Genomic DNA, 2,115 nt, shown 5'->3' with positions numbered 1-2,115 from the left:
GTCCGCACCACGATTCCGGAGCCGTCCGCGACGCCAGTGCCCGATCTGCTGCGACGCGACTTCACCGCGCCGGAACCCAACACCCGCTACGTCGGGTCGGGTAGCCGGAGGGAATCTCACCCTCCGGCCCCCACAGAACCGTGCGTAACAGTCTCCCGTTACACGGCTCTTGTCACCCTGATAGCCAGATGGTGCGGCACAGGCGCCAGTGCGCGAACATTCCCGGGTACCGGTGCATGATCCCCTGGAGACAGGCCCTGGCCTTCCTGTAGCCGGCGAGCCGTTTGTACTTTCTGCGGATCCAGCGCAACAGGTAGGCGTTGACGCGCTGGAGGAAGGCCCTCAGCTCGGAGGGGTAAAACGCTCCGTAGTACTGAATCCAGCCCCGCACGATCGGATTCATGAACCGTGCGAGCTGGGCGAAGGTGTGCCCGGTGCGCCGGTGGATGCGCCAACTGCGCACTTCGGCGCCCATCTTCTTCAGGGCGTCTCTGCTGACCGCGGGCAGAAAGCAGGGAAATGTGACCCCGTGCTTGCTGCGCGCAGAGCGGGCGCGGAACGTGAACCCCAAGAACGTGAACGACGTCTGCTCGTACGAGCGTTTGCGGTTCGCGTCCTTGCAGTAGACGATCCGGGTCTTGGTCGGATGCAGCCGCAGCCCGACCTCCTCCATCCTGTTGCCGATCGCTTCGACCAGCATCCTGGCCTGGCGTTCGGTGACGCAGTGCACCACCGCATCGTCCACATACCGCTCGAACTGGACGCCCGGGTAATTCCGGTCCATCCAGGTGTCGAACGCGTAGTGGAGGAACAGGTTCGCCAGCACGGGCGAGACCGCCGACCCCTGCGGAGTTCCTTTGTCTCGCCGCTGCAGAGTTCCGTCGGGCAGTTGCAGCGGCGCCTTGAGCCAGCGCGTGACGTACAACTTCACCCAGACGGCGTCGGTGTTGGCCTCCACCGCCTTGACGACAAGGTCCCAGGGCACGCTGTCGAAGAACTTCTGGATGTCGAGATCGACCACCCAGTCTTTTCCCCAGCAGCGTTCTCTGCACCGTTCCACCGCGTCCAGCGCCGAGCGTCCGGGCCGGTAACCGTAAGAATCCTGATGGAATTTTGGCTCCACCCGGGATTCCAGCCGTGCGGCCACTACGGTCTGCGCGATTCTGTCCGCGACGGTGGGCACTCCGAGAATCCTGACTCCCCCGCCATGGGCTTTGGGGATCTCCACCGCTCGCACCGGGGGCGGGAAGTAGCTGCCCGACGACATCCGATTCCAGAGCTTGTAGAGGTTTCCCTGCAAGTTCTTCTCGAAGTCCTCGATCGAGCAGCCATCCACTCCCGGTGCACCCTTATTGGCCTTGACCTTCTCCCATGCTTCCCATACTTCCCGCTTCGAGATATCAAACGGCTTCTCTGGAGACTTCAGCTTGTTCACGCGACTCCTCCCAGGCGCTCTGGTTGATCGAACGAACACAGCCACGGATGACCCGGCCCCTTCGCTCCACCCCCGTTACAGAGGCTTCGTCACTACTACGGGCCGGTCCGCCAGCGAGGCCCGGCTCGGTACTCAGTCCCTCGCGGTTTCTGCCGTCTCGGGACGCTCCCTCACGCCGCCCGTTCGAGCAGCGATGCCGGGACTCGCCTTCCCACGTTCCACGTGAAAGCAGCAGATCAGACTCGCGTCGCCTCCATGCCGGGCACCACCTGGCCAGTAGACGGGTGTCCGCCAGATTCGTCCTGGAGCCATATCTACACCCCCAGTTTTGATGCCATCTGTAAGTTTTCGACACGTCATCAGCGATTCGCTTGCGCTCGCCTTCCTGATCCCCACCTGACGCCTCGTGGGCGCCTTTTCCACATCGCTCACCACGACGGTCTTCAGCCAACGCAGCATGTGGCGGTTTGAAACCTCTCCCCGTAGAGCGGTTCCGAAGGGCCTTCCTTCATCTTCCACGCAGCATTGCTTCCAAAGAGGTTCCTACCTACATTCCACACCTCTCTTTTCGCGTTCGTGGCACACCGACATCACGTATCTCCCGGTGGGAGACGGTCAATTCCTTTACCTGGCCACGGTGTTGGATCTGTGCTCGAAGCGGCTGGCGGGCTGGTCGATCG

General features: G+C 62.6%; 1 protein-coding gene. It reads right to left on the bottom strand.

What is annotated here, in order from left to right; genetic code table 11:
• Window positions 1–172 precede the first annotated feature (172 nt).
• Window positions 173–1,435 (bottom strand): group II intron reverse transcriptase/maturase, encoded by a 1,263-nt coding sequence (gene ltrA / locus ACNPQM_RS43995; protein ID WP_418088395.1) that lies wholly within the window; start codon window positions 1,433–1,435, stop codon window positions 173–175.
• Window positions 1,436–2,115 lie beyond the last annotated feature (680 nt).

Origin of the sequence: Streptomyces sp. NPDC056231 (assembly GCF_048270745.1) — a bacterium.
Taxonomy (GTDB): Bacteria; Actinomycetota; Actinomycetes; order Streptomycetales; family Streptomycetaceae; genus Streptomyces.
Note: the sequence above shows the minus strand (reverse complement) of the source record. Positions and strands in the feature narration are given on the sequence as shown.